The sequence below is a fragment of the Microbacterium sp. NPDC055521 genome, assembly GCF_053619695.1.
Genome location: NZ_JBSHJX010000008.1, coordinates 56,022 through 79,829, shown reverse-complemented (window position 1 = coordinate 79,829; position 23,808 = coordinate 56,022). Strand labels below are relative to the sequence as shown.

The window sequence follows — 23,808 nt, the reverse complement described above, 5'->3', positions numbered from 1 at the left end:
TCACTTCTTCCGGGCTTCGAGCGCCTCGATCAGCTGCGGCACCACGGTGAACACGTCACCGACGATGCCGAAGTCGGCGACGTCGAAGATCGGGGCGTCGCCGTCCTTGTTGATCGCGACGATGGTCTTCGCGGTCTGCATGCCGGCGCGGTGCTGGATCGCACCCGAGATGCCGAGCGCGATGTACAGCTGCGGCGAGACCGACACGCCGGTCTGCCCGACCTGGTGCGCGTAGGGGATGTATCCGGCATCCACCGCAGCACGCGAGGCGCCGATCGCCGCGCCGAGCGCGTCGGCCAGCTGCTCGACCAGCACGAACTTCTCCTTCGATCCCAGGCCGCGACCGCCCGAGACGACCCGGGTGGCTCCGCGCAGCTCGGGCCGCGACGAGGTCTTCGCCTCGGCGGCGATGTCGCCTGCGGTCGCGGCTGCGGCGCCGGATGCCGTGACCGACAGCTCCTCGACCACGGGCGAGGCGACCGCCTCGGCACGTGTGTCGACGGCACCCTGGCGGATGGTGATCACGGGCGCGCCGAAGGTGGGCGCGGAATCGGTGAGGTACGAGCCGCCGTAGACGGAGTGCTGGGCCGTCACGCCCTCGTCGTCGCGCGAGACGCCGACCGCGTCGACCGAGAGAGCGAGCTTCTCGCGCACGGCGAAGCGGCCCGCGACATCCCGACCGGCGATCGAGTTCGAGATGAGCACGGCGTCAGGCTGCACCTGGCGGTGGGCGGCCTGCAGGGCGTCGACGACGGGAACGGTCAGCGACAACGGGTCGCCGGGTGCCGTGAGCACGACCTGCGCGCCGGCCGCCGCCGCGGCATCGGTGGCGTCCTGGCCGCCGCCGACGATGAGCGCCACGGGCGCTCCGATCGTCGAGGCCGCGCCGATGAGCGCCGCGGTGCTGCTGGCTGCAGCGCCGGACGGGTCGACATCGACGAGGACGAGGATCGACTTCTCGGGGTACGCCATGTCACACCAGCCTGTTCTGCGCGAGGAATTCGACGAGCTGCGCCGCCGCGTCGCCCTCGTCGGTGATCTTGACGCCAGCGGCGCGCGCCGGCTTCTCCGCGACACTCGTCATGATCGTGCGGGGGGCGAGTGCCGGGTCCGCCGAGACGCCCAGGTCGGCCAGCGAGAGCACCTCGAGGGGCTTCTTCTTGGCGGCCATGATGCCCTTGAAGTTGGGGAACCGGGCATCCGGAAGCGCCTCGGTGATGGAGATGACGGCCGGCAGCGGCACAGTGACGTCCTGCGTGCCCGCGTCGCCGGTGCGGGTGCCGGTCAGCTGCCCGTCACCGATCTCGACCGCGCTGAGCGCGGTCGCCTGCGCCCAGCCGAGGTGCTCGGCCAGCATGGCGGGGATGACACCGCCCACGCCGTCGGTGGAGAGGTTGCCGGTGATGACCAGGTCGGGCTCGCCGCGACGGATCGCGGCGGCGAGCGCCTCCGCCGTGAGGGTCAGGTCGGCTCCCCGCAGCTCGTCGTCGACGACGTGGACTGCGGAGCCTGCGCCGATGGCGAGTGACCGGCGAACGGATGCGGTGGCCGATTCCGGAGCCATCGACAGGCTCACGACCTCGGTGCCGGGGTTCTTGTCGGCGTACGAGAGCGCGACTTCGAGCGCTCGCTCGGTGATCTCGTCGAGCACGACATCGCCTGCCGCTCGATCGGCCAGACCGGTCTCGAGATCGAGCTTGCGGTCTCCGTAGGTGTCGGGCACTTCCTTCACCAGGACGTAGATCTTCATCGAACCTCCTTCGCGCAGGTTCGATCCTACCCGCGCGATCTTCTGGAATCAGGTGTCACATCTTATGATACTCAGTCTCGCTCTCGTGCGGGGCGGCTTGCCGATAGCGTTGACGTATGGCCCGCCCCCGCCCCCTTCCCATCGATCCTCTCGCCGAGGCGAAGAGGCAGTGGCTCGCGCACGGCTGGACCGACGCGGCGGAGGGCATGGCCGTGGTGACGTCGGTCATGCGCGCGCAGCAGCTGCTGCTGGCGCGGGTGGATGCCGCCCTGAAGCCCTTCGAGGTCACCTTCGCCCGCTACGAGGTGCTGCGACTGCTCGCGTTCAGCCGCACCGGCACACTGCCGCTCTCGAGCGTCGTCGCCCGGCTGCAGGTGCACGCGACCAGCGTCACCAGCACCGCCGAGCGCCTGGTGCGCGACGGCCTGGTGCGCCGCGACCCGCATCCGCATGACGGACGCGCCGCGCTGCTGACCCTCACCGAGTCCGGTCGCGACCTCGTCGAACGCGCCACCGCAGCGCTGAACACCGAGGTGTTCTCCTCCCCCGGCCTCGACGCCGACGATGCGGCATCCCTGGTCGGCATCGTCGCCCGGCTGCGCAAGAACGCCGGCGACTTCGCCGACCCGAGGCCGCTTCCCGACCCGCTCTGATGCCGTCGTTCACTCTCGAGCGCGTCATCCCCGCGCCGCCGGAAGAGGTGTTCGACGTCTCGCTCGACGTGGGCCTGCACCTCGCGTCGCAGCGCTCGCACGGCGAGCGCGTGGCATCGGGACGCACGTCGGGCCACCTCGAGGAAGGTGAGCAGATCACCTGGAGCGCCCGGCACTTCGGTCTGCGGTTCCGGATGACCTCGCTCGTGTTCGACGTCGATCGCCCCCGTCGCTTCCGTGACCGCCAGGTTCGCGGACCGTTCGGGTCGTTCGTGCACACGCACGAGTTCGTGCCTCTCGACGGCGCCACTCTCATGCGCGACACGATCGACTTCCGCTCTCCGCTCGGCCCGCTGGGGCGAGTCGTGGATGCCGCCGCCGTGCGCCGTCACCTGATCCGGGTGATCACAGAGCGCGACGATGCGATCAGCGCCTATTTCGCCTGACCCCCGGCGTTCGAATCGCTCATTTGGCACCGGATCCGGCAGGAACGGCGCAATTCGAGCGATTCGACGCGAGAGAGCGCAACGGCTCCTAAGCTGACCGGCATGAGCGAGCTGACGCTGCACACCGTTCTCGAGCCGATGGGCCCGGCCGGAGCCATCGTGCTCGACGACGACCAGGTGGCGGCGTTGAGCGACGCGAAGGCGTTTCCGGTCGTGGTGACGATCGGCGATCGATCGGCTCGACTGCGCCTCGCCCGCATGGGTGGCAAGAACCTCATCGGGTTCAGCAAGGCGGTGCGCGCCGAGATGGGCGTCGAACTCGGCGACGAGTTCGACGTGGTCATCGCCCCGGATGCCGGTGAGCGCACCGTCGACGTGCCCGAGGTGCTCGCCGCGGCGCTTCAGGCGGATCCGGTGGCACGCGCCGCCTTCGAGCGACTCTCGTACTCGCGCCGGAAGGAGATCGCCCGTTCGATCGCCGACGCGAAGCAGGGTGCCACCCGTCAGCGCCGTCTCGAGAAGGCACTCGCCGAGTTGCGCACCGCCGTCTGATCCTGCAACTGACCGCACCGCTCGGCGGGGCACACACCGGCGAGACTTCCGTTCCGGCACGAGACCGAGCTCCCGGAGCGCTGTCTCATGCTGAAACGCAAGTCTCGCGAGACCTGGCCGGGCATCCGGCCGCCGGTGCGCGATACGCGGGCGTCAGTCGCCCTCGTAGACGTAGTGGTCGAAGCGCTCAGGCACGCGCATCCGCTGCCAGGCGAGTTCCTCGTCGCGACGCGATCGGTCCCCGGGGAACGCCTTCGCCGTGTACCGCGGAACCTGCCGGGCATGCCCGGCCATGTGGGCGACGGCCGCCGCCTGACCGCACACGCGCGCCGCGGCGATGGCGTTCGCGTCCGTCGATTCCCGGGCCGCGGCATGGCAGGCGAACGCCCGCTCACGCACCTCGTCGATGCTGAGCTCACCGCGCAGGAACGCCTCTGCGGCATCCAGCGCCTCTCGTGGACGCGGGTCGTGCGGGCGCTCGGCGAGGAACAGCGGCAGCATCCGTTCGGCGCATGCCACCGTCCACTGCACGAGGTCGCGGCGGTCGGCTTCGGAGAGGGTCAGGTCGTCGTCGTCAGGCAGCGCTTCCATGGCGATGCTCATCGGTGTTGGAAATGAGGGGGGCGCTTCTCACGGAACGCGGCCATCCCCTCCTTCTGATCCGCCGTGTCGAACAGCGCGGCGAACTGACGCTTCTCGACGTCGAGGCCGGCTGCGAGGGTGGTCTCCATCGCGGCATCCAGCGTCGCCTTGGCGGCGTACAGCGACGGCAGCGACTTCGAGGCGATCGTCTCGGCGAGCGCGGTCGCCTCATCGAGCAGGTCGGCCGCGGGAACCACGCGCGAGACGAGCCCGATGCGCTCCGCCTCGTCGGCCTTGATCAGTCGACCCGACAGGATGAGCTCGGCAGCCTTGTAGTACCCGACCGCGCGGATGAGCCGCTGCGTACCGCCCATGCCCGGCACGACGCCGAGGTTGATCTCGGGCTGGCCGAACGTGGCAGTGTCGGCGGCGAGGATGATGTCGCACATCATCGCCAGCTCGCAGCCACCGCCGAGGGCGTAGCCCGATACGGCGGCGATCACGGGCGTCCGCACCGCGGCGAAGCGAGTCCACGCGCCGAAGTGGTCGGTGTCGAGCATCTCGGCGCCGGTCTTCGACTCCATCTCCTTGATGTCGGCGCCCGCGGCGAACGCGCGCTCCGAGCCGGTCACCACGATCGCGCCGACGCTGTCGTCGGCATCGAAGGCGGATGCCGCAGCCGCGACCTCCTCGGAAACCTGGCCGTTCAGCGCGTTCAGCGCCTCCGGCCGGTTGAGGGTGATCCAGCCCACCCGTCCTCGCTGTTCGACAAGGATCGTCTCGTACTCGGACATGTCGCTCCCCTCCCGCCGCCACATCGCGGCGCCTCCAGTATCTCAGGTCGCCACGGCGTCGCAGCCGCCCGCCGAGGTGCGGCAGGTCGTCGACCCTTCTGCCGCTGGTCCCATATGGCCGCATCCACGCGGGCGAGGCGGCCATATGGGGGCTCTTCGTAGTTGAGAGTGTGGGTCGGGTCGCGCGGCGTTGGCGGGGTGAGGTGTCGAGGTCTTCCAGGATGGAAGTTCTCACACTCACCATCGGAAGACCTCGACGTGCTCCACGCTACCTTCGCTGCGCCCGACTTGACCACGTTCTGCCGCCTCGACGAGCTCGGGCTCGAAGCTGTCGGGCAGCGACTCGATCCTGATCGGGCGGTCATCCAGTGCCGTGTCGTCGGTCCGGACCCGTGGTGCCGCAAGTGCGGTGCCGAGGGTGTGCTGCGTGACAATGAATGATCCAACCGGCTATGGTCGGCGCATCGCGACAGGAACGACAGACCTGGGAACATCCGTGGCGGCGAGACTCGCTGTTGACGGGGCTGCTCGTGTGTCAGCTCTAGCGAGGGAAGCTGCCGAGAACGACGATCACGCCACCGCTGTGAGGTACTACCTGCGTCTATTCAACGTCCAGGACTGACGACAAGTCTGCTTTGTGAGCCTCCACCCTCCGACAGGGCCAGTCTCAGCGCTACTGCCACCTGCGGCGGTTGGTCGCCCTTGCTCGCTGTCCGAGTAGATCACCCACGGCCCAGATAGTCAGACCGAGGCCCAGCAACGCAGCCCCTGCGATAACGAGTACGTCCATGCGCGACAGGTTACCGGCTCTTCGTAGTTGAGAGTGTGGGTCGGGTCGCGCGGCGTTGGCAGGTGAGGTGTCGAGGTCTTCCAGGATGGAAGTTCTCACACTCACCATCGGAAGACCTCGACGTGCTCCACGCTACCTTCGCTGCGCCCGACTTAAGGCCACATCCACGCGGACGAGGCGACCACATGGGCCCAGTCGACCTTTGTGGGCCCAGCTCCGCCGGTCCTACTGGGCCCGAAAGGCCGCATCCACGCGCACGAGGCGACCATATGGGCCCAGCCGCCGGCATCCGGACCCCCTCAGACCGTGCCCCCGCGGATGTCGGTGATGATGCCCGAGAAGTCACGGCCCGCACCCTCGCCCTCGGCGAATGCGGCGTACAGCTGCTGAGCGAGGCGGCCCATCCTGGCATCCGTCCCCGTCTGCTCGATCGCCTGCAGGGCCAGCCCGAGATCCTTCGCCATGAGCGCTCCGGCGAAGCCGGGCTGGTAGTCGCGGTTGGCCGGGCTGGTCGGCACCGGCCCAGGGACCGGACAGTTGGTCGTGATCGACCAGCACTGACCGGATGCCTGTGAGACGACGTCGAAGAGCGCCTGATGCTCGAGACCGAGTCGCTCGCCGAGCACGAACGCCTCGGCGACCGCGATCTGCGACACCGCGAGGACCATGTTGTTGCACACCTTCGCCGCCTGACCGAGGCCCGGCCCGCCGCAGTGCACGATGCGCTTGCCCATCGCCTCGAGCAACGGCAGCGCCGAGGCGAAGTCCTCGTCGGAGCCGCCGACCATGAAAGCGAGTGTGCCGTTCTCGGCGCCCACCACTCCGCCCGAGACGGGTGCGTCGACATTGCGGTGTCCCGCGGCGATCGCCAGTTCGTGCGCGGTGCGCGCCTCGTCTACGGCGATGGTCGACGATTCGATGAACAGGGTCCCCGGCGGCGCGGCCGCGAGCAGCTCGTCCTGGTATGCGGCGATCACGTGCCTGCCGGCCGGGAACATCGTGATCACGACCTCGGCATCCGCCACCGCCTGGGCACCGCTGGCGGCGACCGGCATGCCCGCCTCGCGCGCGGCGTCGATCGCGGCGGGCACGAGGTCGAACCCGTGCACGTCGTGCCCCGCCTGCACGAGATTCACGGCCATCGGCAGCCCCATGTGCCCGAGCCCGAGGAACGCGATGCGGGTCATGATGCGCTCCGCATAGACGCCGAGCCCGCCGGGCGCAGCATCTCGCGTCCGACGATGAGTCGCATGATCTCGTTCGTCCCCTCCAGGATCTGGTGCACGCGCAGGTCGCGCACCACCCGCTCGATGCCGTAGTCCTGCAGATAGCCGTAGCCGCCGTGCAGCTGCAGCGCCCGGTTGGCGACCTCGAAGCCCGCATCGGTGGCGAAGCGCTTGGCCATGGCGCAGCGCATCGTGGCATCCGGAGCCTTCTCGTCGACCGCCTGCGCACCGTCGCGCACCATCAGGCGCGCGGCCTGCAGCTCGGTGCGCATGTCGGCGATCGCGAACAGGATCGACTGCTTCTCGGCGAGCGGCTCACCGAACGCGACCCGCTCGTGCACGTACTGCACCGCCTTCTCGATCGCCCACTGCGCGCCCCCCAGCGAGCAGGCGGCGATGTTCAGCCGGCCCCCGTTGAGCGCCGACATGGCGATCGCGAAGCCGCGCCCCTCCTCCCCGAGCAGGGCGGATGCCGGAACCCGAACTCCGTCGAAGATGACCTGGCGAGTGGGCTGGGCGTGCCAGCCCATCTTCTTCTCGTTCGCGCCGAAGCTGAGGTTCTCGGTATCACCGGGCACGAGGAACGCCGAGATGCCCTTCGCACCCGAGCCCTGATCGCCGGTGCGCGCCATGACGACGTAGACCCCGGCCTCGCCCGCACCCGAGATGAACTGCTTCACACCCGTGATCAGGTAGTCGTCGCCGTCGCGAACTGCGCTGGTGGCGAGGTTGGCGGCATCCGATCCGACACCCGGCTCGGTCAGGCAGTAGCCGCCGAACTGCTGCATGGCGGTCAGCGCCGGCAGCCACTGCGCGCGCTGGTCGTCGTCGCCGTAGGTGTCGATCATCCACGCCACCATGTTGTGGATGGAGATGTACGCGGCGACCGCGGGGTCGCCCTTCGCGAGCTCCTCGAAGATGGCGATGGTGTCCGTGCGGCTCAGGGCCGTGCCGCCGAACTGCTCGCCGACGTAGATGCCGCCCAGGCCCAGTTCGCCGCCGCGACGCAGCGACTCCCGCGGGAAGATGTGCTTCTCGTCGCGCTCGGCCGCGTGCGGGGCGAGCTCGGTCTCGGCGTATTCGCGCACGGCGCCGAGGATCGCCTCGCGCTCCTCGGCGGTGACGGCGGTCGGTTCGATCATGGTCATGGCTCCGGCTCCTAGGACATCGTGGGGATGACGAAGCTCGCGCCGTCGCGGACCCCGTGGGAGGGCCAGCGGCTCGTCACCGTCTTGGTCTTCGTGTAGAAGCGGAACGCGTCGGTGCCGTGCTGGTTGAGGTCGCCGAATCCGCTGCGCTTCCAGCCGCCGAAGGTGAAGTACGCGATCGGCACGGGGATGGGCACGTTCACGCCGACCATGCCCACGTTCACGCGGGCGGTGAAGTCGCGCGCGGCGTCGCCGTCGCGGGTGAAGATCGACACCCCGTTTCCGTATTCGTGGTCGGATGCCATGGCCAGCGCCTCTTCGTAGTCGGCGGCGCGCACGATCACGAGCACCGGGCCGAAGATCTCCTCGCGATAGATCGCCATGTCAGTGGTGACGTGGTCGAACAGTGTCGGGCCGAGATAGAAGCCCTCCTGGTGGCCGTCGACCGAGAACCCTCGGCCATCCGCGAGCAGCGTGGCGCCCTCGTCGAGGCCCTGCTGGATGTAGCCGGTGACCCGGTTCACGGCGTCGCGAGTGATCAGCGGGCCGTAGTCCATGCCCTCCTCGAGCGACGGCCCGACCTTCAGCTCGGCGACGCGCTCGGTGAGCTTGGCGGCAAGGGCATCCGCCGTCTCCTCCCCCACCGGAACCGCGACCGAGATCGCCATGCAGCGCTCGCCCGCCGACCCGAAACCGGCGCCCATCAGGGCGTCCGCGACCTGATCGAGGTCGGCATCCGGCAGGACGATGAGGTGGTTCTTGGCGCCGCCGAAGCACTGGGCGCGCTTGCCGTTCGCGGTCGCGGTCGTGTAGATGTACTCGGCGATCGGGGTGGATCCGACGAAGCCCACGGCCTGGATGCGGGGGTCGGTGATCAGGGCATCCACCGCCTCCTTGTCGCCGTGCACGACGTTGAAGACGCCGGCCGGAAGGCCCGCCTCGAGGAACAGCTCGGCCAGCTTCACCGGCACGGAGGGATCGCGCTCGCTCGGCTTGAGCACGTAGCTGTTGCCGGATGCGAGGGCGGGCCCCGCCTTCCACAGCGGGATCATGGCCGGGAAGTTGAACGGGGTGATGCCGGCCACGACACCCAGCGGCTGGCGCATGGAGTAGACGTCGATGCCGGTGCCGACGCCGGTGGAGTACTCGCCCTTGAGCAGGTGCGGAGCGGCGATGCAGAACTCGATGACCTCGAGCCCGCGCTGCACGTCGCCCTTGGCATCGTCGAAGGTCTTGCCGTGCTCGCTCGAGAGCAGGCGGGCGATCTCGTCCATGTCGCGGTTCACGAGATCGACGAAGCGCATGAGCACGCGCGCTCGCTTCTGCGGATTCGTGGCGGCCCAGGCGGGCTGCGCGGCCTCGGCGACGTCGATCGCCGCGCGGACCTCGTCGGTCGTGGCGAGCGGGACGCGGGCCTGCACGGCGCCCGTGCTCGGCTCGAAGACGTCGGCCATGCGGCTGCCGGTGGGTTCGACGTGCTTTCCGCCTATGAAGTGGGGGATCATCCGAGTCATTGTGTGACACTCCTCTGCGCCGTCTTTGGCACACTGACAACGATACGCGGCCGTCCGAGTAATAACTAGGGCTTCCTAGTAATGCCCACGCGCTGAGCCTCTGCTTTGCGTCGGCTCAAGATTTCCTGCGTTTCCTCTTCCCTCTCAGCGTTTCGACAGGTAGACCCGTATATGCGCTCCGACCGGGGCGCGTCATTCGCACCGTTGCGAAACCCCTACGCGACGGTGTCCGGAGGGAGAAGCAATGTCACAACGGACTGCCCCAGCGCGACGACGCGCGGTGGCCGCGACGTCCGCCTTCGTGATCGCAGCCGCGGGCCTCACGGCCTTCGGCGGCGCGACCGCGACGGCGGCTCCGTCGCCCGACAGCGGGACGCCGATGGCGGCGCCCGAGATTGGAGCCGGCGAGTACTACATGAACTACGTCGCTCCGCGCACCGACAGCATCGTCGAGGTGCCCGCCGACACGCCCATCGCCGACACCAGCGGTCAGCAGAAGCGCTCGGTGAGCGGAAAGGCCTTCGAGCGGGCCGCCGCGCATGACCAGAAGTTCGCCCAGGGCAATCCGAAGGCCGCAGCGCAGCTGGCCAAGACCGAGGCGAAGTCGCTGAAGACGGGCAAGAGCCCGAAGCAGCTGAAGAAGGCGAAGACCACGCAGCAGGCGAAGCTGCTCACGATCCTCGTCGAGTTCGACGGCACCGACGATTTCAGCGACCTGTACGTGCCGACCGAGTTCGGCGCCACCGACTGCAAGCCGGGCAGCGTGCAGGGCCCGACCCTGCACAACAGCATCCCGAACCCGGCCGACACCGCGCATCTCGACAACAACTCGATGTGGGTGCCGGACTTCTCGAGTGAGCACTTCAACAAGATGCTGTTCACCGACGAGGGCATCACCGAGCGCGTGCGCACCGACCTCACCGGCCCCGACGGCAAGCCCGGCTTCGACATCTCGGGCTACACGATGAAGAACATGTACGAGGAGATGTCGCGCGGCGGCTACTCGCTCAGCGGCTCCGCCACCGAATGGGTCACCGTGCCGCATTCCGAGGGCTACTACGGTGCGACCGTCTGCCATAAGAACGCCGCCGGCGAATGGGAGGCGGGCCCCATGCAGGACATGCAGGGCCACCCCGACAACCCGCTCGGACCCGGGCAGCTGCCCATCGACGCCGTCGCCGCCGTGGCGGCACAGAACCCGGACTTCCCGTGGGCCGACTACGACATCGAGGATCAGGGCGACCGTGACGGCGACGGCAACGTGCTCGAGCCCGACGGCGTGATCGACCACGTGGTGCTCGTGCACGCGGGCGCCGACAAGTCCGGCGGCGGCGGCGCCGAGGGCACCTACGCCATCTGGGCGCACTCGTCGGCTGTCGCCGGGGGTGCGTCGATCCCGGGCACCGACCTGAAGATCTCCAACTACATCGTTCAGCCCGAGGACTCGGGCGTGGGCGTCTTCGCCCACGAGTACGGCCACGATCTGGGACTCCCCGACCTGTACGACACGTCGAATGCCGGCGACTCCGACATCGACTTCTGGGATCTGATGAGTTCGGGCTCGCACTCGGGTCCGATCTTCCAGTCGATGCCGACCCACATGGGCCTGTGGGACAAGTGGGTGCTCGGCTGGGTCGACCCGAAGGTCGTGAACCCCGGCGACAGGGCCAGCACCGTCAAGGTCGGCCAGACCTCGCGCCCGAAGAAGGGCACCGAGGACGGCATCAAGATCAACCTGCCCGACAAGAAGATCGTGCTGAGCACCCCGCACAGCGGCGCCGACATGTGGTACTCCGGGGCCGACCAGAGCTGGGCCGACGTCACCCTCACCCGTTCGATCGCCGACGTGCCCGCAGACGCGCGGTTCTGGATGTGGAACGACTACGTGATCGAGGAGGACTGGGACTTCGGCTTCGTCGAGGTCTCGACGGACGGCGGTGCGACGTGGGCCGAGCAGAAGGTCTTCGACGAGGCGGGCGCGCTCGTCTCGACCGATGACGGCTACTCCGACCCGAACGGACGCCTGAAGGACTTCGGGGGCAAGAAGTACGGGCTCACCGGCTCCAGCGACGGGTGGCGCCACGACTACATCGACCTGACGACGTTCGCCGGCCAGGACATCCAGGTGCGGCTGCGTCAGGCGACCGACGCGGCGTTCGAGGAGCGCGGCTGGTTCGCCGACGACTTCGCGCTGACCAGCGCCGGCGCCGCCGTGTGGACCGATGACGTCGAGTCCGGCGACAACGGCTGGACGGCCGCGGTCGGCACCTGGACCGACACGTCCGGCGCGGGGTGGCACCACGACAGCGGCACGCAGATCAAGGCGCAGTACTACCTGGTCGAGTGGCGTAACCTCGACGGCTTCGACGAGGGCCTGAAGTACGGCTACACCACGGTGTACAGCGACGAGGCGTGGAAGGTCGAGAAGGTGCCGTACAACGCACCGGGCGCACTGGTCTGGTACCGCGACACCACCTACGGCGACACCAACCACGTCGCCTCCAACCACACGGCCCTGCCGAGCTGGGGCGCCAAGGGCGGCCTGCTTCTCGTCGACAGCCACTTCGACCCGCTGCGCCGCACCGGTGCACAGGCCGAGATGGACCCGTCGCCGTTGAAGAACGTCTCGTCTCGCGCGCAGAGCTCGAACGCCGCGTTCGGCACGCAGCCGACGTACTCGTTCAAGGACTGCTCGGTCGACGCGAACTACAACGAGGCGTGCACCACGTTCGCCCCGCAGCCGGCAGTGAGCACGTTCACCGACGACAAGGGCTGGGTTCCCGGCATCGAAGTTCGTGGTGAGGACCTCTACTACCGGCTGCGCGACGCCTCGGTCGTGGTGCCCTCGGTCGGCGACGCCCCGTACACCACTCGCGTGGTGAACGCGGACGGCTCCCCGGCGACGGACCTCTACGGCCTGAACCTGGGAAGCACCGTCCTCGGCAGCGGCAACCCCGCTGACGCGGGCGTCGGCTACGGCACGGTGGTCACCGTCAAGAAGTCGATGCAGCACGACACCGCAGCCCTCATCTCGGTCACCCCGCCCAAGGCGAAGTGACCGTCGCGGGCTGACCGCACACCGGAAGCGCCGGCCGCCTCTCAGAGGCGACCGGCGCTTTCGCGTGCGCATCGGAGGCGGATGCCGGAGGTTGGCCTGTCGTTCACCTCGGCGTCACCCGCGTCGCGTAGAACTGTCGGTGCGTGGCGACAGAGCGTGACCGGATCGGGTGCCTGTCTCAGCCGCGCCGTGGTGAGCATCGGGCTCCCACCGCGGTCGCAGACCGCGAGACCCCCGCCGAATCGGGTCGGCGGGGGTCTCTTCATCTCCGCGCGGGACGCCGCGCGCTCAGGCGCTCACCGGCGCAGATGCGCCTGCACCTTCACCTCGCCCTTGGCGATGCTCACCAGCGTTCCCGGGCCGCCGGCGAGATCGAGCGTCGAAGCCCAGACGGTGCCGTTGGAGGATGCGGCCACGCCCACTGCCCCGGGCAGAGCAGCGAACTGCGACACCTGGCCGTCCTTGACGACAGATATCCCTGCACCGAACAGCTCAGCGACGTACACGCGGTTCGCGGCGATGGCGAGGCTGGTCGGGCCGGAGAAGCCCGAGGCCACCGGGCTGATCGCGCCCGTGCGGCTGTCGATCCGCCACAGCGCGCCCAGAGACGCCGACTCACCCGGGAAGCCGGGCAGCGTGGTGACGTAGATCGCACTTCCAGGCCCGACCGCCACGCCCGTGGGAACGGGCTCGGCATAGTAGACGTCTCCGATGGCGCACTCGCCCAGCCCCAGCATCCCCGCCGTCTCCGCAGTCAGGGTGACCGGAACAGGCGGCAGCACGGCGAGGGTGCTGACCTCCCCCTTGTCCGTCACCTCATAGATCGCGTTGGAGGCGGCGTCCGCGACCAGCCATCCCCTGTGCCAGGCGGCGACGCCGTAGACATGAGAGTCGTACAGGCCCGTGTAGGCCGTGCCCGCCGCGCAGCTCGTCGGGTCCGTGACGCCGTACGCATTGCCCGCATCGGGGTTGTTCGCATCCTCGTACGCCCGCAGATCGACGTACCGGGTCCCGCCGCGCGGGTCTCGGATGTTCAGGCCGCTCTCGGTGATGACGGGCGGCTCCGCGGCGCCGTCCTCGACCGAGGATCCGTAGGCCATCCACGAGCCGCGCATCGCGAGGCCCGCGAGCCCTGGAACGCCCTCGACGATGGGAGCGATGCTGCCGTCCGGCTGAAGCTGTCCGACGGTGCCCGTCCCGCCGTCGGCGATGAGCAGGCGGTGACCTTCGACGGCGAGACTGAAGGGCGCCGCGAGCTGCGTCGACCATTCCTTCACCACCGGCGTCCGGTCCGCCGCCGACGCGAGCGTCGGCGTCGTGAGAATGAGAGCCGACAGGGCGCTCACTGCGATGAGTGCACGACGAACGCGCATGATGCCTCCGATTTCCCGGTGCGGTTTCCACGCCGCACCGTGTTCAAAACCGGGCGGAGCCTCCCCAGCAGACGTCCGGATGCCGACGAGCCGACTTCGATGTCGGTTCGCCGACATCCTCCTCCGCGCTTCGTCGAAGTTCAAGAGGCTGCGCGAAGGGCAGGGTCGCGCGGAACATGGGATGCCGTCAGAGCCGCTCGAGGATGAGGGCGTTGGCCATGCCGCCGCCCTCGCACATGGTCTGCAGACCGAGACGACCGCCGGTCGCCTCGAGGTGATCGAGAAGAGTGCCGAGCAGGCGGGTGCCCGACGAGCCGAGGGCGTGCCCGAGAGCGATGGCACCACCGCGCGGGTTGAGCTTCGCCGGATCGGCGCCGAGTTCGTGGGCCCAGGCGAGCGGCACCGAGGCGAAGGCCTCATTGACTTCGTAGGCGTCGAGGTCGTCGATCGTGAGTCCGGCGCGCTCGAGCACGCGACGCGTGGCCGGGATGGGACCGGTGAGCATGAGCATCGGGTCGTCGCCGATCACGTCGAACGCGCGGAAGCGAGCGCGCGGGGTGAGCCCGAGCTGTGCGGCGCGGTCGGCGCTCATCATCAGGGCGGCGGATGCCCCGTCGGTGAGCGGCGAGGAGTTGCCGGGCGTGATCGACCACTGCAGATCGGGGAACCGCGCGGCGAGCGCCTCCGTCCGGAAGGACGCCGACAGCCCCGCCAGCTTCTCAGCCGTGGTGCCCTCCCGCACGGTTTCATCGGCCCGGGCATCCGGAGCCTCCGGCACGGCCACCACGGTGCGGTCGAAGAATCCGTCGTGCCAGGCCTGAGCCGCGCGCGCGTGGGACTCGGCGGCGAACGCGTCGAGCCGGTCACGTCCGAGACCCCAGCGCCGTGCGATGAGCTCTGCGCTGACTCCCTGATTCACGAGCCCGTCCGGGTAGCGCTCGCGCAGCCGGGGAGACATCGGCGAGCCGCCGGCCGCGGAGGCGCCGAGCGGCACGCGGCTCATCGACTCCACACCGCCGACGATGACGATGTCGTTCTCACCCGCCGCGATCCCGGCGGCGGCGAAGTGCACGGCCTGCTGACTCGAGCCGCACTGCCGGTCGATGGTCGTCGCGGGAACCGTCTCGTCGAACCCCGCGGCGAGCACCGCCTGACGGGCGACGTTCATGGCCTGGTCGCCCACCTGGCTCACGCAGCCCAGCAGCACGTCGTCGATCTGCCCCGACTCGAGGCCGTTGCGCTCGAGGATCGACTGCAGCATGCCCGCGGCGAGATCGACGGGGTGCACGCCCGACAGCATCCCGCCGGGCTTGCCCCGACCCACCGGAGTGCGGACGACGTCGACGATCACGGCTTCGCTGCTCATGTCTCCATCCTGCCCCGCTCCGGGACGTGGAGTCGCCCAGCGGCGCGATTCAGGCCGTGAGGACCGGCTCTGGTGCGAGCGGGTCGGCGAGCAGCCGATCGAAGGCGGCGTCTGCGGCGCCGATGAGCAGGCGATCGGCGCCGAGAGCGGCGGATGCCAGCTGCAGACCCTCGGCGGACGCGGCGAGCGCTTGGACCCGCACGCCCTCATCGAACGACCCACGGTCGAGGTCGCGGAGCACGGCGAGGAAGCCTCCGAGGACGATCATCGACGGGTTGAGCACGTTGACGGCATTGCGGAGAGTGGCGGCGAGGACCCGGCGCTGCCGCGCCGCCTCTTCACTCGCCTGCACGCCGGCGCTCTCGCCGAGGGCCCGGGCGAGCTCCTCATCGTCGCCGCCGCTCAGGCCCGCGGAGGCGAGCAGACGCGCGCGATTGACCTCGTCCTCCAGCACGCCGTCGTCGATGCGCCGGTCTCTGGCATCCGCGATGCACGCGGCCGTCTGACCCCACTCGCCGGCGTATCCGCCGGCGCCGCCGATCAGCCGGCCGTGCAGGATCAGGCCGCCACCGATGCCGCTTGCGCCGCCGTTGAGATACACGACATCGGCGTGCTCGCGCGCCGCTCCGAACAGCCGTTCCGCGCGCGCGCCGTACGAGGCGTCGTTGCCGACGGTGACAGGCAGTCCGAGTGCGGCGGAGAGAGGGTCGGCGATCGCGGCATCCCGCCAGCCGAGGTGCGGAGCGAGCCGCACGATCCCGTCGGCCATGCGCACCAGACCGGGCACGGCGACACCCGCGCCCACGACGCGGCATCCTGCGAGATCATCGCGCCATCCTGCCATCACGCCGGTGACCACCTCGATCACCTCATCGATGCCGGGACGGGCGGCCGCGAGGCGTTCACGCCGGCGCACCGCGCCACCCAGCGACACCGCCCCGATCTCGATCGCATCGATCTCGGGGTTGATCCCGATGGCCACCACATCACGGCTCGGCGCGACGATCGGCGAGGGGCGCCCGACCCGTCGCGTGGGGTCGGGATCGTGCTCGTCGACGAGCCCCGCGTCGGCGAGACGCGAGACCAGATCGGAGACCGTCGAGCGGTTCAGCCCGGTCTCTGCGGTGATCACCGCGCGAGAACGGGGTCCGCTGTGGTGCACCAGCCGCAGCACCTCGCCGAGATTGGTGCGCCGTACGCCCTCGACCGTCGTGGCGCGTTCGCTCATGCTTGGTCTGCTTTCTGCTGCCGTGGATCTTCAGGCTACCGAGGAGCGCACCGCACCTTCACTGCCCGTCGCCGACCGGGGCATATTCGAACGTCATGATCGACAGCTCGCCCTGGGCTGCGCTGCCCGCGCTGCTCGCGCACACTCCGAGCCACAGGCCCAGGAATCCGCCCGTCGACGACGCATCGAGCTGCCGCGCATCGACCGTCGCGAGCGAGAGTCCGTCGTACACGAACTCGAGATCGCACCCGCGGGAACGCAGACGCAGCTCGACCTCTGCCCGGCCGGGCAGCGTGTGGGAGGCGAGCTGGGTCTCGTCGCCGCCGCGCACGTGCACGACGCTCAGCACTGTGCCCGCCGCCGTTCGCGTGATGACGGCGGCGGCATGGTCCTGCTCGGACTGACGCACGACCAGCGCACCGCTCTCGCCGTCGGCCAGCCCCCCGACGTCCAGCACGCACCGCACGTCGGCGTCGGCGTGCTGCTGCCGGATGCCCAGGAACGCCACCTTCGTCGCGTCCCGCAGCGTCGCCGATCGCACCGGCATCCGCCAGATGTCGCCGTCAGCCCTGGCGATCTCATCCGGCAGCGCGCGCAGTGCCGTCCATCGCGAATCCTGCGGGAGCACGGCGCCCGCTCGACGATCGTCCGGCTGCCAGCTTCCGGCGAGGGCGGTCTCCGTCGCCCAGGGCGCTGCGATCGCGTGCGGCAGCCGCCCCTCCCCGGGGGCGAAGACGGGCCAGCCGTCCTGCCATTCGACCGGGCAGAGGAACGTCTCGCGACCCAGCGGGTAGTGGTGCCCGTCGGCCGCTCGCATCGCGAGCATCAGCGCTTGCCACGAGCCGTCCGGCGCCTGCACGAGGTCGGCGTGCCCCGCCCCGATCACGTCCGTGCGGCGACCGAGATGACGGTGCGTGAAGACGGGATTCGCCTTGCTGCCCTGATACGGGCCGGTCACCGCGTCGGCGCGCGCCACGCTCACGGCGTGGTGGAACTCGGTGCCGCCTTCCGCCGCGATGAGGTACCACTCGCCGTCGATCCGGTACAGATGCGGCGCCTCCGCCCAGACAGCTCCGTGCACGGCGCCACGCCAGATCACGTGCTCGTCCCCGATCAGGGCGCGCTGCTCGGGAGAGTACTCGCGCACCCAGACCTCGGTCTGGTGGTACCACTCCGGGTCGGCGGCGAGTCGGGTGCCGTGCATCCACACCCGTCCGTCGTCGTCGAAGGCCAGCGACGGGTCGATGCCGTCGACGTCGAGCATCACCGGGGCGCTCCACGGGCCCTGCGGCTGCTCGGCCGTGACGAGGAAGTTGCCCCCTCGATTCGGATCGGCAGGGTCGACGATCGTGCACACCACCCAGAACAGCCCGAGGCCGTGGCGGATCGTGGGTGCGTACAATCCGCCCGACGAGCGGATGCCGTCGAAGTCGAGCATGTCCGCGCGATCGATGACGTGCCCGATCGTCTCCCATCGCAGCAGGTCGCGTGATCGCAGCACCGGCAGACCGGGAAGATACTCGAAGGTCGAGGTGACCAGGTAGTACCACTCCCCGACCCGGCATACCGACGGGTCGGGATAGCAGCCGGGCAGCACGGGGTTGGACGCCATCACGCCGAAACTCCCTGCGACACCTCGACACTCACCATACGAGCGTCGGCGCCGGTCACCCGGTGCAGGTCGCCGGTGAGCATCATGCTCTGCGGCGCCGTGGCGGCGCCGGGCAGCACCACCTTCTCGCGGGTGCGCTCGTTCGAGATCGCGCCCCCGGTCGTGCCCGCGAGGTCGGCCGCCGGAGCGGATGCCGCGGCATGGGCCGCCGCCCACACCAGCACCTCTCCGGGTTCGACGACCCGGGTGAGGGTGCGGTCGGTGAAGGCGAAGCGGCCGGACGGCACGTCGAAGCTCACCCGACGGCTCTCGCCGGGCTCAAGAGTCACCCGTGCGTAGCCGAGCAGCTGCGCGACCGGCCGCGTGACGGAGGCGACCGGGTCGCGGCCGTACAGCTGCACGACGTCGTCGCCGGGCAGGTCGCCCGTGTTGGTCACGGTGACCGAGGCGGTGAAGCGCCCGCCCGTGCTCGCCTCGGCGGACAGCTCGAGGTCGTCGTAGGCGAAGCTCGTGTACGACAGCCCGAATCCGAACGGCCGCAGCGGCGTCGGGTCGGTCGCGGTCACCTCCGACGGCCCGCCGAGGATGGGATGCAGGTAGCTGTACGGCTGTGCGCCGGAGAAGCGCGGCAGGCTCATCGGCATCCGGCCTGACGGGGTGACCTCTCCGGTCAGCACCTGAGCCAGCGCCGTGCCGCCGGCCTCGCCGGGGAAGAACGACTGCAGCACCGCCGCCGGGCGATGGGCACCCTCCAGCGCCCAGTCGATCGCGTGCGGGCGGCCGGTGAGCAGCACCATGACGACCGGGGTGCCGGTCTGGACCAGCCGCTCGACGAGCTCGCGCTGCACGCCCGGAAGGTCGAGCGACTGCACGTCGTTGCCCTCGCCGACGGTGCCGCGGCCGAACAGGCCGGCCTGATCGCCGACCACGACGATGGCCAGATCGGCGTCCGCCGCGGCCCGAGCCGCGTCGTCGAATCCCGACCTGTCGGGGCCTTCGACCTCACATCCGGCGGAGTGCACGATCTCGGCATCCGGCATCGCCGCGGCCAGCGCCTCGCGCACCGTGGGAATCTCGAAGCCGATCTCGTGGTCGGGGTGATGGGCGAGCACGTGGTTGGCGAAGGAGTAGCAGCCCTGGAGCGCGTCGGATCGGTCGGCGTTCGGTCCGACGAGGGCGATGCGCAAAGCTCGATCGGCGACCGGCAGCACGCCGTCATTCGCGAGCAGCACGATCGATTCGGCGGCAAGGCGCAGCGCAGTCGCCCGGTGCTGTGCGGTGTCGAGGTCGACGACGGCCGGTGGCTCGTCCTGGAACGCCGCAGCGTCGAGCAGCCCGAGCTCCTCCTTCTGCGCGAGCACGCGGATGACCGCTCGGTCGAGGTAGGCCTCGTCGAGCTTGCCCGCGCGCACCCGCTCGACGAGCGGAGCGAGGTAGGCGTCTCCGGAGGGCAGCTCGACGTCGATGCCGGCCTTCAGCGCGAGCTCAGCAGCCTCGCCGCGATCACGCGCGACGGCGTGCATGACCTCGAGGAAGGCGACGGCGAAGTAGTCGGCCACGACCACCCCGTCGAAGCCGAGTCCATCGCGCAGGAGGTCGGTGAGCAGCGTGGGGTCGGATGCGACCGGCACGCCGTCGATCTCGGAGTAGCTGTTCATCACGCCGCGCGCGCCGCCGTCGCGGATCGCCATCTCGAACGGCGGAAGGAAGACATCAGCCACCTCGCGCGGGCCGGCCGAGACCGGTGCGTGGTTGCGCCCAGCGCGTGAGCCGGAGTAGCCCAGGAAGTGCTTGAGCGTGGCGTGCACTCCCTGCGACTGCAGCCCTTGCACATAGGCGGTGGCGATGCTGCCGACCAGGTACGGATCCTCGCCGATGCACTCGTCGACGCGCCCCCACCGCGGATCGCGGACCACATCGAGCACGGGGGCGAGCCCTTGGTGGATGCCGAGCTCGCGCATCGACTGCCCGATCAGCGCTCCCATCTCGGTCACGAGCTCCGGATCGAACGACGCGCCCCACGCGAGCGGGGTGGGGAACGTCGCCGCCTTCCAGGCCGCCAGGCCGGTCAGGCACTCCTCGTGCACGATCGCGGGGATGCCCAGACGCGTCTCGCGCTGCAGACGGCGCTGCTCATCCCACAGCCAGGCCGCCCGCTCGGCGGGCTCGACCGGACGCGTGCCGTACACGCGCGTGAAGTGACCGATGCCGTGGCGGGTGATCTCGCTCAGCGTGCTCGACGCGCCGGCGGCGGCCATCTCGTTCTGCATCGGCGCGACCACGTCGCCGCCCTGGTCGAGCCAGTAGCCGACGAGCTGCGCCGCCTTCTCGTCGAGGGTCATCTGCGCGAGGATCTCGGCGACGCGTGGCGAGGCGATCGGGAAGGCGGGCACACCGTGCGGCGTGCCCGGGGATGAGGTGTGATCGAACATGTCAGCCTTTCACGGCTCCGGTCAGTCCGCCGACGATGCGGCGCTCGAACAGGCTGAAGAAGATCAGCGCGGGCAGCATCGACAGCGAGGTGTAGGCCAGCACGCGGGCGGTGTCGACCGAGTACTGGGAGGCGAAGTCCTGCACCCCCAGCGGCAGGGTGAACAGGCTCTGGTCGCTGAGGATGAACAGCGGCAGCATGTAGCCGTTCCACGCCCCCACGAACGCCAGGATGCCGACGGTGATGACACCCGGCAGACTGAGCGGCAGCACCATGCGCCAGAAGAAGCCCAGACGCGAGGCTCCGTCGATCGAGGCCGCCTCTTCGAGCTCCTTGGGGATGGCCCGCAGGAACGGGACGAGGATGATGATCGTCATCGGCAGGGCGAAGGCGATCTGCGGGAGGATGATGCCGGCGAGGCTGTTCACCAGTCCGAGGTTGCGGATGAGGATGTACAGCGGGGTGATCGCGACAGTGACCGGGAACATCAGCCCGGCGGCGAAGAGCGAGTACATCAGACCGCGTCCGCCGAAGTCGTAGCGGGCGATCACGTAGCTGGCCATGAGGCCGAGCAGCACGGCGCCCGCGGTGGTGCCCACCGCCGAGATGGTGGAGTTCATCATGGCGACCCAGAACTCCGAGCTCGCCAGCACGTCGCCGTAGTTGGCGATCTGCCAGGGCGCCGGGAACCCCGACGGGTCGAGGGTGATCTGAGAGTTCGTGCGGAACCCGCCGATGATGATGTACAGCACCGGGGTGATGCAGATGGCGATCAGCACGAGCGCGACCAGGTAGACCGCGGGGCTGCCCCACTTGACGCCGGACTCGCGCACGCGGCGCCGACCCTTCGGCGTGATCGCCTGGATGGCGACTCGGGTGTTCAGGCTGTCGGCACTCACTTGCGCTTCCTTCCGCCGTCGCCGGTCAGTGCGCCCTCGGTGTCGCGGCGCAGAACGAAGCGCTGGTAGAACAGCGCGACGATGAGCGTGATGATGAACAGCATCACGGCGACGGCGTTTCCGAAGCCGTAGCTGCCGGCCAGGTGGCCGTTCTGGTACATGTAGGTCGCCATCGTCGAGGTGCCGGCCGTGGCGGCGATGTACTGCCCCCAGATGATGTTGACCAGGTCGAAGAGCTGCAGCGACCCGATGATCGACAGGAACGCCCAGATCCGGACGGTCGGGCCCAGCAGCGGGACGGTGATCGCCCACTGCGTCTTCCAGAAGCCGGCGCCGTCGATGGCGGCAGCCTCGTAGAGCTCTTCGGGGATCGACTGCATTCCCGCCAGCATGAGGATGACGGCAAAGCCGAGGTACTTCCAGGTGATGATGATCATCAGCGACGACATCGCGATCGCCGGATCTGCGATCCATGACTGCTGGAAGTCTGCGAGACCCCACTTCTCGAGCAGCGAGTTCAGAGCTCCGGCATCCTGCAGCATCAGACTCCAGCCGATGCCGACGATCACCTCGGAGATGACGTACGGGACGAAGATCAGGATGCGGATGATCGAGCGCCCGCGGATCTTCTGGTTCATCAGCAGAGCGAACAGGATGGCGATGGGCCCCTGCAGCAGCAGCGACAGCACGACGATGATGCCGTTGTGCATGACGGCCTGACGGAACGTGTCGTCCTGCCAGATCATGACGTAGTTGTCGAGCCCGATGAACTCGGTCGGCCAGCCGAAGCCGTTCCACTTGAAGAAGCCGTAGAACGCGGCCATCGCCACCGGCAGGATGACGAAGCCGAGGAACATGACCAGGGCGGGGCCTGAGAGGAGCGCTATCTCACCGCGCTTGCGCCAGTCGGCCCGCCGCGGCCGCCGCTCCGGGGCGGGCGCGGAGCCCGCCCCGGAGACGGCGTCCTTCTCAGGCACCGTGGTGCGCTGCAGTGCCTGGGTGTCGTGCATGGTTCGGTCAGCCTCGTGCCTGCGCCTTGGCGACGGTGTCGACGAGCTTCTCCGGGCTGCCCTGACCGGCGAGCATCTCGACGACGCTGGTGTTCAGCGCGTTTCCGACGTTCTGACCGAGAGCGGTGTCGAGCCAGAGAGCGACGTAAGGGGCCTTCTGGTACGCCTCCATCAGCGGCTTCAGCGACGGGTCGGTGACCGCGCCGGTGGCCTCCTGCGAGGCGGGGATGGTCTGGAACGCGACCGCGTACTTCTCCTGCCACTCCTTCGACGAGACGAAGTTCAGGAACTTCTCGCACGACGCCGGGGAGTCCTTGGCGCACGAGTAGCCGTCCACGCCGCCCATCATGGCGCCGGCGCCGCCGGCAGCCCCGTCGATGTCAGGGAAGGGGAACCAGCCGAGGTCGGGCAGCGGCTTCTCATCAGGTGTCAGGCTGGCGATCACGCCCACGTCCCAGGCGCCCATGAGCTCCATGGCCGCCTTGTGATTGGCGATGAGGCCGGCGGACGAGTTGGCGCCCTCCTGCGGATCGGTGGTCAGGAACCCCTTGTTGAACGGCTCGGTGGCGGCGAACTCCTGGAAGTCCTTCGCTGCCTCCAGCCAGCACGAGTCGGAGAAGTCCGCCTCGGTGGCGAGATTCTCGATCAGGCCCTGCTCGCACGCGCGCAGCGCGAAGAAGTAGTACCAGTGCGCTGCCGGCCAGGCCGCCTTCGCGCCGAGCGCGACCGGCTGGATGCCGGCGCCCTTGAGCTTGGTGACGGCATCGTTCAGCTCGTCCATGGTGGTGGGCTCGGAGGTGATGCCGGCCTGCTCGAACAGGTCCTTGCTGTAGAAGAAGCCGCCGGGGAGCACGGCGCTGGGCATGCCGTAGATCTTGCCGTCGATGGTGAACGCGCTGAAGGGCGCGTCTCCCAGAGCCTTCTTGACGTCGTCGTCGATGAGGTCGGTGAGGTCCTTCACCTTGTCGGCGTTGACGATGTCCGCCAGCTTGCCGCCACCGCGGGCCATGAAGATGTCAGGCATGTCACCGGAGTTGACGGCGGTCTGCAGCTTGCCGTCCATGTCCTCGTTCTGGATCGAGGTGACCTTGATCGTGACGTCCTTGTTCTCCTTCTGGAACGCGGCCGCCGCGTCCTCCCAGTACTGCTTCCCCTCGCCGGTGGTGGAGTTGTGCCACATGGTGAGCGTCTCGCCTCCACCGTCTCCGCCGGTTGAGCCCGAGCAGCCGCTCAGGCCGAGCGCTCCCACGGCCACGACGGCAGCCGCCGCAAGCCAGGTCTTCCGGATCTTCATGCTGTGTCTCCTCATCGTTGAGTGGCTGGGTGAGGCCATTTGTTGCCGACGACACCCAATCTCGTCGCCACCACTCTGACAC

Annotated in this window: 19 protein-coding genes and 1 pseudogene; 5 read left to right on the top strand and 15 right to left on the bottom strand. The window is 69.3% G+C overall.

Annotated features, from left to right (window positions below):
• Window positions 1-972 (bottom strand): electron transfer flavoprotein subunit alpha/FixB family protein, encoded by a 972-nt coding sequence (locus tag ACWGSM_RS09535; RefSeq protein ID WP_452322676.1) that lies wholly within the window; start codon window positions 970-972, stop codon window positions 1-3.
• A 1-nt stretch (window position 973) separates the two neighbouring features.
• The gene (locus ACWGSM_RS09530) at window positions 974-1,750 is read right to left on the bottom strand and encodes an electron transfer flavoprotein subunit beta/FixA family protein (RefSeq protein ID WP_452322675.1); all 777 of its coding nucleotides are present in this window, start codon (window positions 1,748-1,750) and stop codon (window positions 974-976) included.
• 116 nt (window positions 1,751-1,866) lie between these two features.
• Between ACWGSM_RS09530 and ACWGSM_RS09525 the strand changes: the two genes are divergently transcribed.
• The 3 genes from ACWGSM_RS09525 (at window position 1,867) to ACWGSM_RS09515 (ending at window position 3,401) form a co-directional block, all read left to right on the top strand.
• Entirely contained in the window at window positions 1,867-2,403 is a 537-nt protein-coding gene (locus ACWGSM_RS09525; RefSeq protein ID WP_452322674.1) for a MarR family winged helix-turn-helix transcriptional regulator, read from the top strand.
• Window positions 2,403-2,849, top strand: coding sequence for an SRPBCC family protein (locus ACWGSM_RS09520; protein ID WP_452322673.1), 447 nt, complete (start codon window positions 2,403-2,405; stop codon window positions 2,847-2,849). Before ACWGSM_RS09525 ends, ACWGSM_RS09520 begins: the two co-directional genes overlap by 1 nt.
• Before the next feature lie 102 nt (window positions 2,850-2,951).
• Entirely contained in the window at window positions 2,952-3,401 is a 450-nt protein-coding gene (locus ACWGSM_RS09515; protein ID WP_452322672.1) for a YdeI/OmpD-associated family protein, read from the top strand.
• A 153-nt stretch (window positions 3,402-3,554) separates the two neighbouring features.
• Here ACWGSM_RS09515 and ACWGSM_RS09510 read toward each other — a convergent pair whose 3' ends face one another.
• Window positions 3,555-3,992 carry a putative immunity protein gene (locus ACWGSM_RS09510; RefSeq protein WP_452322671.1) on the bottom strand — a complete coding sequence of 146 codons (438 nt, stop codon included), beginning with the start codon at window positions 3,990-3,992 and terminating at the stop codon, window positions 3,555-3,557.
• An 8-nt stretch (window positions 3,993-4,000) separates the two neighbouring features.
• Window positions 4,001-4,777 (bottom strand): enoyl-CoA hydratase-related protein, encoded by a 777-nt coding sequence (locus tag ACWGSM_RS09505; protein ID WP_452322670.1) that lies wholly within the window; start codon window positions 4,775-4,777, stop codon window positions 4,001-4,003.
• A gap of 258 nt (window positions 4,778-5,035) precedes the next feature.
• On the opposite strand from ACWGSM_RS09505, the pseudogene ACWGSM_RS09500 reads away from it, so the two are divergent.
• Window positions 5,036-5,209, top strand: a pseudogene (locus ACWGSM_RS09500) (ISL3 family transposase); the annotation flags it as partial.
• A gap of 657 nt (window positions 5,210-5,866) precedes the next feature.
• Here the strand turns inward: ACWGSM_RS09500 and mmsB are convergent.
• The 3 genes from mmsB to ACWGSM_RS09485 are packed head-to-tail and all read right to left on the bottom strand — an operon-like array spanning window position 5,867 to window position 9,455.
• On the bottom strand, window positions 5,867-6,754 hold the full coding sequence (mmsB, locus tag ACWGSM_RS09495) for a 3-hydroxyisobutyrate dehydrogenase (RefSeq protein ID WP_452322669.1): 888 nt from the start codon (window positions 6,752-6,754) through the stop codon (window positions 5,867-5,869).
• Entirely contained in the window at window positions 6,751-7,941 is a 1,191-nt protein-coding gene (locus ACWGSM_RS09490) for an acyl-CoA dehydrogenase family protein (RefSeq protein ID WP_452322668.1), read from the bottom strand. Before ACWGSM_RS09490 ends, mmsB begins: the two co-directional genes overlap by 4 nt.
• 11 nt (window positions 7,942-7,952) lie before the next feature.
• Entirely contained in the window at window positions 7,953-9,455 is a 1,503-nt protein-coding gene (locus ACWGSM_RS09485) for a CoA-acylating methylmalonate-semialdehyde dehydrogenase (RefSeq protein ID WP_452322667.1), read from the bottom strand.
• Between the two features lie 280 nt (window positions 9,456-9,735).
• Between ACWGSM_RS09485 and ACWGSM_RS09480 the strand changes: the two genes are divergently transcribed.
• On the top strand, window positions 9,736-12,513 hold the full coding sequence (locus tag ACWGSM_RS09480) for an immune inhibitor A domain-containing protein (RefSeq protein WP_452322666.1): 2,778 nt from the start codon (window positions 9,736-9,738) through the stop codon (window positions 12,511-12,513).
• 296 nt (window positions 12,514-12,809) lie between these two features.
• On the opposite strand, the gene ACWGSM_RS09475 is transcribed toward ACWGSM_RS09480, so the two are convergent.
• The 8 genes from ACWGSM_RS09475 to ACWGSM_RS09440 all read right to left on the bottom strand — a co-directional run bounded on the left by ACWGSM_RS09475 (window position 12,810) and on the right by ACWGSM_RS09440 (window position 23,726).
• A complete protein-coding gene (locus ACWGSM_RS09475; RefSeq protein WP_452322665.1) occupies window positions 12,810-13,886 on the bottom strand; it encodes a ScyD/ScyE family protein in 1,077 nt (358 codons plus the stop codon).
• 187 nt (window positions 13,887-14,073) lie between these two features.
• Window positions 14,074-15,252 carry a thiolase family protein gene (locus ACWGSM_RS09470; protein ID WP_452322664.1) on the bottom strand — a complete coding sequence of 393 codons (1,179 nt, stop codon included), beginning with the start codon at window positions 15,250-15,252 and terminating at the stop codon, window positions 14,074-14,076.
• Window positions 15,253-15,301: 49 nt separating this feature from the next.
• A complete protein-coding gene (locus ACWGSM_RS09465) occupies window positions 15,302-16,480 on the bottom strand; it encodes an ROK family transcriptional regulator (protein ID WP_452322663.1) in 1,179 nt (392 codons plus the stop codon).
• A gap of 58 nt (window positions 16,481-16,538) precedes the next feature.
• Entirely contained in the window at window positions 16,539-18,092 is a 1,554-nt protein-coding gene (locus ACWGSM_RS09460; RefSeq protein WP_452322734.1) for a family 43 glycosylhydrolase, read from the bottom strand.
• The gene (locus tag ACWGSM_RS09455) at window positions 18,092-20,524 is read right to left on the bottom strand and encodes a beta-xylosidase/alpha-l-arabinosidase (RefSeq protein WP_452322662.1); all 2,433 of its coding nucleotides are present in this window, start codon (window positions 20,522-20,524) and stop codon (window positions 18,092-18,094) included. Before ACWGSM_RS09455 ends, ACWGSM_RS09460 begins: the two co-directional genes overlap by 1 nt.
• Before the next feature lies 1 nt (window position 20,525).
• Window positions 20,526-21,389 carry a carbohydrate ABC transporter permease gene (locus ACWGSM_RS09450; protein WP_452322733.1) on the bottom strand — a complete coding sequence of 288 codons (864 nt, stop codon included), beginning with the start codon at window positions 21,387-21,389 and terminating at the stop codon, window positions 20,526-20,528.
• Between the two features lie 29 nt (window positions 21,390-21,418).
• Window positions 21,419-22,432, bottom strand: coding sequence for a carbohydrate ABC transporter permease (locus ACWGSM_RS09445; protein WP_452322661.1), 1,014 nt, complete (start codon window positions 22,430-22,432; stop codon window positions 21,419-21,421).
• A gap of 7 nt (window positions 22,433-22,439) precedes the next feature.
• A complete protein-coding gene (locus ACWGSM_RS09440; protein WP_452322660.1) occupies window positions 22,440-23,726 on the bottom strand; it encodes an extracellular solute-binding protein in 1,287 nt (428 codons plus the stop codon).
• Window positions 23,727-23,808 lie beyond the last annotated feature (82 nt).